We start from the raw sequence: 7,449 nt of genomic DNA on the forward strand, positions 1-7,449 counted from the left end.
GGAGCTGGCGCCGAATGCCGAGGTGGCCTGATGCCTGAGCCCACCTTCCCCCAGGAAGCCGCCCACGTCGCACGCCAGATCGGAGCCCCTCAGGCCGGGAGCGCCTCGTCCCCTCAGGCCGGGAGCGCCTCGTCCAGGAGCCGCGCGTATGTGTCGCCCAGGACGTCCCAGTCGACCTGGGCCGCCGCCGCCCGGGCTCTGGCCGACAGCCTCGCCCGCAGCGGCCCGTCGTCGAGCAGGCGCACCAGTGCCGCCGTGAAGTCGCCGGCCGACTCCACCGTCAGGCCGCACTCCAGCCGGCTGATCATCTCTGTCGGGACCCCGCGGTATCCGACGACGGGCACGCCGCAGCCGACGGACTGGGCCACCTTGATCGACGAGCGCTCGTGCGCGATCCGGCGGGGGTATATCCCGACGTCGAAGGCTGCCATGCAGGCGGGCACCTGCTCGGCCGGCACGTGCCCGACGAGCTCGATGTCCTGCCTGTGCTCAAGCTTGCGCCCGAGGGCTCTGCCGACGCCGCCGACGAGCCAGAGCCGTGCCTGCGGGCAGGCGGCCACCACCGGCGGCCACAGCTCGTCGATGAGGTGGTCCACGTTGTAGAGCTCGTCGGAGCCCCGGTCCGTCCCGGTCAGATGCCAGGCGGCGACGTAGCCCACGGTCAGCTCGCCCGGCCGCTTCCGCTCGCGCATCTTCCGGGCGGCGGCGGGGTCGGGCCCGGACGGGCGCAGCCCGTGGCCTATGACATGGATCGGGCAGGTCAGCCCGAGCTCCCGGTAGCGGTCGGCCGCCGCCTCGTTGGTCACCACCAGGGCGGCGACCTGCCTGGCGGAGCGGAGCGCCGAGACCTCCCGCTCGGTGAAGAACGGATCGTCCATGTCGACCACCACCGGGAAGTCGACATAGGGGAGGTGCCTGGTGTTGGTGACGAATCCATACCGGTAGGCCCGGGCGGCCATGCCGAACAGGGCACGGCCGTGGACGCCGATCGTGGAGTTCAGCGCACGGAACTGGAGGCCGCGCATGACACGCCGGTCGGAACAGACCAGCAGCAGGTTGTCCACGCGGCCGAGATAGGGCAGCAAGCTCTCATAGCGGGCATTATTCACGCTCTTGAACCAGATATTCGTATGGAATATCCGGCCCTGCCCGACATTACCGTTTATCAGGTCGGTCACACTGACCTGGTTGAAATTCACAGGCGCCACGGTCCACCAACCGGCATGTCCTATCAAGGACGACACGCTGGATCACCGAGACGACCCACGGCTTACCAAGTGCCCCAAATAAGCTGACTCGATCATGAGCGGGTACGGAATATGGAAACATTTCGCCGCCACCGTGACGGCAGCGATGAAGCGGGGCGAATCCCGGGCTAGCTTCTCCGACGTACCTGGCCCAGTGTCGAGGAGCCCACATGAAGGCAGACGGCCGGATTCGCGTCATGGAGATCATCGCCCGGATGAACGTGGGCGGCCCCGCCACCCAGGTGATGGGGCTGTCCGAGCGGCTGAACCCCGAGGAGTTCGATCACCGCCTCTACACGGGCCACGTCGGCGCCGCCGAAGGCGACCACCTCGACCTGAAGGGGTCGGCGGTGCGCGTTCACCTGATCCCGGGTCTCGGCCGGTCGATCCGGCCTTCCAGCGACTACCTCGCCCTCATCCGGCTGATGAGCGCGATGCGCGAGTTCCGGCCGCACATCGTCCACACCCGGACGGCGAAGGCCGGCGCGCTCGGGCGCGTGGCCGCCTGCCTGTCCGGCGTCGGCTCGGCCCGCGTCCACGTCTTCCACGGGCATCTCCTCAACGGATACTTCTCGCGTCCCAAGCGCGCGCTCTACGTCCAGTCGGAGCGGGTCCTGGCCTCCATGGCCGACCGGCTGGTGACGGTCGGCTCCCGGGTCCGCGACGAGCTTCTCGGAGCCGGCATCGGCCGGCCGGAGCAGTACGTCGTGATCGCCCCCGGTGTGCGGCTCGGCCCGGTCCCCGACCGCGGGGCCGCCCGGGCCGCGCTGGGCATCCCCCCGGACGCGCCCGTCGTGGCGTACGTGGGCCGGCTGACCCAGGTGAAGCGGCCCGACCGGTTCGTCGACACGGCCCACGCCGTGCTGAGGCGGGTGCCCGGCTGCCACTTCGTCGTCTGCGGCGGGGGTGAGCTGCACGGGCAGGTCGAGCGGGACATCGGGCCGCTCCGGCACGCCTTCCACCTGCTCGGCTGGAGGAAGGACGTGGAGACGGTGTACGCCGCCGCCGACGTGGTCCTGCTGACCTCCGACAACGAGGGCACGCCTCTCACGCTCATCGAGGCGGGGATGGCCGGCACCCCGGCCGTCTCCACCCGGGTCGGGAGCATCGCCGAGATCGTCCGGGACGGGCAGACCGGCCTGCTGGCCGGCACCACCGCCGGCGAGCTGGCCGAGCACGTCGTGAGGTTGCTGTCCGACCCCGCGCTCGCCCGCCGGATGGGCGAGGCGGCCCGCCAGTGGACCAGGGCCTCCTTCACCGTGGAACGCCTCGTCGCGGACACCGAAGCCCTTTACCGATCGCTGGGCACGGGGCACCGCGATCGTCTCGGCACGACAAGGATCATGGGAGGGATGAACAGGTGAGAGTCCTGGTGACCGGTGGAGCGGGATTCATCGGCGCGAATCTGTGCCGGGCGCTCGCGGCCCGGCCCGAGGTCGAGAGCATCACGGTGCTGGACGACCTGAGCAGCGGAGACCTCGCCAACCTCGGCGAGGTCGGGGTGGACTTCGTGATGGGCAGCATCCTGGACCGGGAGCTGCTGGCGGAGGTCGTGGCCGGCGCCACCCACGTCGTCCATCTCGCCGCCCGGCCCTCCGTGCCCCGGTCCCTGAACGACCCGCTGGCCTCGCACTCCGTCAACGCCACGGGCACCCTCCATCTCCTGGAGGCCTGCCGCGCGAGCCGGCCGCACGTGATCCTCGCCTCGTCGTCCTCGGTGTACGGCGACTGCCGGGAGCAGCACAAGCACGAGGATCTCGCCACCCGGCCGCTCAGCCCGTACGGCGCCAGCAAGCTCGCGACCGAGGCGTACGGCCTGGCCTACGCGGAGAGCTTCGGCCTGCCGGTGCTGCCCTTCCGCTTCTTCAACGTCTACGGGCCGATGCAGGCCGCCGACCACGCCTACGCGGCCGTCATCCCGGCCTTCGTGTCCGCGGCCCTGCAGGGCCGGCCGGTGCCGATCCACGGTGACGGGAGCCAGGCGCGTGATTTCACCTACGTGGGATCGGTGGTCGACGTCCTGACCGACGCGGCCGTCCGCCGGGTGACGAGCGGGAGCCCGGTGAACCTCGCATTCGGGACCTGCGTCTCCCTGCTGACCTTGAAAGACGCCCTCGCCTCGGTCCTCGGCCGGCCGGTCGAGGCGACCTTCCTGCCGCCCCGGACGGGCGACATCCACCAGTCACAGGCCGCTGCCCGCCTGCTGGCCGGCCTGTTCCCCGGCGTGCGCCCGGTGTCGCTGGACGACGGGCTCAGCATGACGGTCACCTGGTTCGAGAAGGCCATGAGCCAAGACCCCGGCCGCCACGAGGGCTCAGCACGGGCGTCTGACGCCGTGCCCTCGTCATCCACAAGCACGTGTCACACATGAGATCGGAAGAGCCGATGAGCAACTCAGCAGGGAGCACCTACCTGATAACCGGGGGGAGCGGTTTCGTCGGGTCCCATCTGACCGACGCGTTGCTCGCCCGCGGTGACTCCGTCGTGATCCTGGACAACCTGTCGACCGGCCGGTCCGCCAACCTCGCCCACCTGGCCGGGCACCCCCGGCTGCGCGTCGTCCACGGCTCGGTCCTCGACGAGCTCATGGTCGACGAACTGGTCCACCGATGTGACGTGGTCGTCCACCTCGCTGCCGCCGTCGGGGTCAAGCTGATCGTCGAGCAGCCGCTGCGCTCCCTGACGACCAACATCCGCGGCTCGGAGATCGTCATCGAGGCCGCGCACCGCTACCGGCGCAAGATCCTCCTCACCAGCACGAGCGAGATCTACGGCAAGAACTCCGGCGGGCCGCTCACCGAGACCTCCGACCGCATCCTGGGCAGCCCGGCGGTGGTGCGATGGGCCTACAGCACCGCCAAGGCCGTCGACGAGATCCTGGCCAACGCCTACCACAAGGAACGCGACCTGCCGACGATCGTCGTCAGGCTGTTCAACACGGTGGGGCCGCGCCAGAGCCCGGCCTACGGCATGGTCATCCCGCGTCTGGTCCGGCAGGCGGTCAGCGGTCTCCCGCTCACCGTCTTCGGCGACGGCACGCAGACCCGGTGCTTCGCCCACGTCGGGGACGTGGTCGAGGCGCTGGTGCGGCTGCTCGACCACGACGGCGCGGTCGGCCAGACCTTCAACGTCGGCTCGAGCGAGGAGGTGAGCATCCTGGAGCTCGCCAAACTGATCACCGAGCTCGCCGGGAGCACGTCCGGGGTCGATCTGATCCCCTACGCCGAGGCCTACGAGGAGGGGTTCGAGGACATGGCCCGCCGGGTCCCCGACACCAGGAAGCTCCGCGAGCTCACCGGGTGGGTGCCCAGGCGGTCGCTCGACGACGTCCTCACCGAGACCATCGCGGAGGCCCGCGCCGATCTGGCGGCGTCCCAGCGGTGAACGGCGCCACTGTCGTCATCGTGAGCGCGACCGGCGGCCTGCTGGCCGCCGGGGCCACTCCGCTGCTGGGGCGCCTCGCGCTGCGCTGGGACTTCACCGACCGGCCGGGCGGCTACAAGGCGCACGAGCGGCCCATCCCCTACCTCGGCGGCGTCGCGGTCATGCTGGGAACGGTCATCCCGGCAGCCGCCGCGCTGGGCCTGGCCGATCTCCGGACCACCGCGATCATGATCGCCGCCGTGGCGGTGGCCCTGCTCGGGCTGATCGACGATCTCTCGTCCCTGTCCCCGTTCACCCGGCTGGCGGTCGAGACGGTGGCGGCCGGCGGGGTCGTGCTGGGCGGGGTCCAGGCGCCGCTGACCGGGAGCTGGCTGGACACTCCGTTCACCGTCCTGTGGATCGTCGTGATCACCAACTCCTTCAACCTGCTCGACAACATGGACGGCGCGCTGGGCGCCATCACGACGGTCAGCGCCGCCTTCCTCGCCGGGACGGCCTTCGTGTACTCCCATCCGGCGATCGGACTGGTCCTGCTGACCCTGTCCCTGGCCAGCCTGGGCTTCCTGTTGCACAACTGGGCGCCCGCGAAGGTGTTCATGGGGGACACCGGGTCGCTGTTCATCGGATTCGTCCTCGCCTGCTCGGCGGCGCTCCTGATGACCGGGCAGGGCTCGGGCACGGTGGTCGCGGGACTGCTCCTGCCGACCTTCATCGCGACCGTCGACACCGGGGTCGTGTTCCTGTCGCGTAAGCGGGCCGGCCGCCCGCTGCTGCAGGGCGGCACCGACCACGTCTCCCACCGCATCCGCCGGCTCGGCCTCAGCACGCGGCTCACGGCTCTCACGCTCGCCGCCGTCGCGGCCGTCACCGGCGCGCTCGGCCTGATGACGGCCCTGGGCTGGGTCTCCCCGATCATCGCGACGATCGCCGCGATCGGGACGGCCCTCATCCTGATCGGTCTGCCGCAGAGAGTGCACGTCTATCCGTCAGGCCGTTCCAAGGCCCATGCGACAAACATCCGCGAAGGGCGGCGATGATCCAGTGGATCTGCTCTACTACATAAGGCTCGCGCGCAGGAACTGGCTGCTCATCGTCTTCTCCCTGCTCCTGGCCGTGGCCACGGCGTCCGTCGTGACCGCCGGCACGCCTCCCAAATACGTCGCGACGATCACCATGCTGGTCTCCGGCCACGACAGGGAGGGCAGCCTCTCCACCGCCTACCAGGCGGGGATGCTCTCCCAGCAGCGGGTGCAGTCCTACGCCGAACTGCTGACCAGCCGCCGCATGATCAGCCAGATCGCGGCGGGCGAGGACGTCCAGCGCCTCCAGGACAACATCACCGCGGAGTCCATCCCCTACACCGTGCTCATCCGGGCCACGGTCGCCGACACCGACCCCGCGCGGGCGGCGCGGCTGGCCAATGCCCTGGGCGTCGAGTTCCCCAAGCTGATCGACCAGATCGAGCGGCCCACTCCCGCCGGCCGCGCCACCGTCAGGGTCACCATGGTGGACGAGGCGGACGTCCCCGTGGCGCCGGTCAGCCCCAGGCCGCTGGTCAACCTCGGACTCGCCATGGTGATCGCGCTGTCGGTCGCCGTCGGCTCGCTGATCCTCCGCGACCGCCTGGACACGACCATCAAGTCGGACGAGGCGCTGCAGCAGGCGTCGAAGACCTCGATCCTCGGGACCATCGGCTACGAGCGGGACGCGCGGCGCCTGCCGCTGATCGTCCGCAGCCGGGGCCGCTCCTCCAGGGCTGAGGCGTTCCGCTCGCTCCGCACCAACCTGCAGTTCATCGGCGTCGACCGGCACCCGAAATCGCTGGTGATCACCAGCTGCCTGCCGGGTGAGGGGAAGTCGTCGACCGCGGCCAACCTCGCGATCACGCTCGCGCAGGCCGGATGGCGGGTGATCCTGGTGGACGGCGACCTCCGCCGCCCGCGCATCCCGCGCTACCTCGGGATCGAGGGCACCACGGGCCTCACGGACGTGCTGATCGAGCGGGCGCGGCTGCAGGACGTCATCCAGACCTGGGGAGACGCGGAGCTGGCGGTCCTGCCGAGCGGCCAGATCCCGCCGAACCCGAGCGAGCTGCTCGGCTCGCGCGGGATGCGCAACGTGCTCGCCCAGCTCACCGAGAGCTACGACATGGTGATCGTCGACGCGCCGCCGCTGCTGCCCATCACCGACGCCGCGACGCTGGCGGCGATCTGCGACGGCACCCTGCTCATCGCGCGCTACGGCAAGACCCGGCGGGAGCACGTGGCCCGCGCCGTGGAGATGCTGTCGTCGATCAACGCCCGCGTGGTGGGGACCGTCCTGAACTTCGCTCCGGCCAGGAACAGCCAGTACTACGGCTACGGTTACGGTTACGAGTCCGACGCCGAGGCGAAGGGCAAGGCCAAGGCCAAGGGCTCCGACGCCGAGGCCAAGGCGCCGGCTAACGCGTGAGCAGCCGGAGCGGGACGGCGAGCGACGTGGCGATCCTCCGTCCGGCGGCCCGGTAGGCCAGCCGGGAGCCGCCGTAGGGGTCGGGGATGTCGGGCTGGTCCACGTGGACCAGCCCGCGCAGTGCCCGCACCTCGGTGAGCAGCGCGCGGGCCCGCCGTACGGGATCCTCGTGGCAGGTGACCGCGGCGGCCGGCACGGCCCGGGCCAGCGCGCCGAACTCGGCGATGGTGAAGGCTCGGGCGGCCGCCGGCAGATGCTTGGCCACCGATCCGGCGCGATGCTCGGCGGTGGCCGTCAGCACGAGATCGGCGGCGGCCACCAGTTCGGAGGTCAGCGGCTGGGCGGCGAACCCGCTGGGGTCGCCGCC

The 7,449-nt window shown here is 70.8% G+C and carries 7 protein-coding genes; 5 read left to right on the top strand and 2 right to left on the bottom strand.

Annotation, left to right across the window (positions count from 1 at the left end; all coding sequences use genetic code 11):
• Window positions 1–113 precede the first annotated feature (113 nt).
• On the bottom strand, window positions 114–1,109 hold the full coding sequence (locus ACWDS7_RS44870; protein WP_451934267.1) for a glycosyltransferase: 996 nt from the start codon (window positions 1,107–1,109) through the stop codon (window positions 114–116).
• 308 nt (window positions 1,110–1,417) lie between these two features.
• Between ACWDS7_RS44870 and ACWDS7_RS44875 the strand changes: the two genes are divergently transcribed.
• From ACWDS7_RS44875 to ACWDS7_RS44895, 5 genes are read left to right on the top strand one after another with little or no spacing between them, the layout of a single operon-like run.
• The gene (locus tag ACWDS7_RS44875) at window positions 1,418–2,611 is read left to right on the top strand and encodes a glycosyltransferase (protein WP_451934268.1); all 1,194 of its coding nucleotides are present in this window, start codon (window positions 1,418–1,420) and stop codon (window positions 2,609–2,611) included.
• Window positions 2,608–3,618 carry an NAD-dependent epimerase/dehydratase family protein gene (locus tag ACWDS7_RS44880; protein WP_451934269.1) on the top strand — a complete coding sequence of 337 codons (1,011 nt, stop codon included), beginning with the start codon at window positions 2,608–2,610 and terminating at the stop codon, window positions 3,616–3,618. The genes ACWDS7_RS44875 and ACWDS7_RS44880 overlap by 4 nt, the downstream gene beginning before the upstream one ends.
• Window positions 3,619–3,632: 14 nt before the next feature.
• Window positions 3,633–4,631, top strand: coding sequence for an NAD-dependent epimerase/dehydratase family protein (locus tag ACWDS7_RS44885; protein ID WP_451934270.1), 999 nt, complete (start codon window positions 3,633–3,635; stop codon window positions 4,629–4,631).
• Entirely contained in the window at window positions 4,628–5,668 is a 1,041-nt protein-coding gene (locus tag ACWDS7_RS44890; protein ID WP_451934271.1) for an MraY family glycosyltransferase, read from the top strand. The genes ACWDS7_RS44885 and ACWDS7_RS44890 overlap by 4 nt, the downstream gene beginning before the upstream one ends.
• A gap of 4 nt (window positions 5,669–5,672) precedes the next feature.
• The gene (locus ACWDS7_RS44895; RefSeq protein WP_451934272.1) at window positions 5,673–7,082 is read left to right on the top strand and encodes a polysaccharide biosynthesis tyrosine autokinase; all 1,410 of its coding nucleotides are present in this window, start codon (window positions 5,673–5,675) and stop codon (window positions 7,080–7,082) included.
• On the opposite strand, the gene ACWDS7_RS44900 is transcribed toward ACWDS7_RS44895, so the two are convergent.
• The coding region (locus ACWDS7_RS44900; protein WP_451934273.1) for a hypothetical protein at window positions 7,072–7,449 on the bottom strand (378 nt) is incomplete at its 5' end. The two genes, ACWDS7_RS44895 and ACWDS7_RS44900, sit on opposite strands and share 11 nt — an antisense overlap.

The organism is Streptosporangium sp. NPDC003464 (assembly GCF_053588315.1).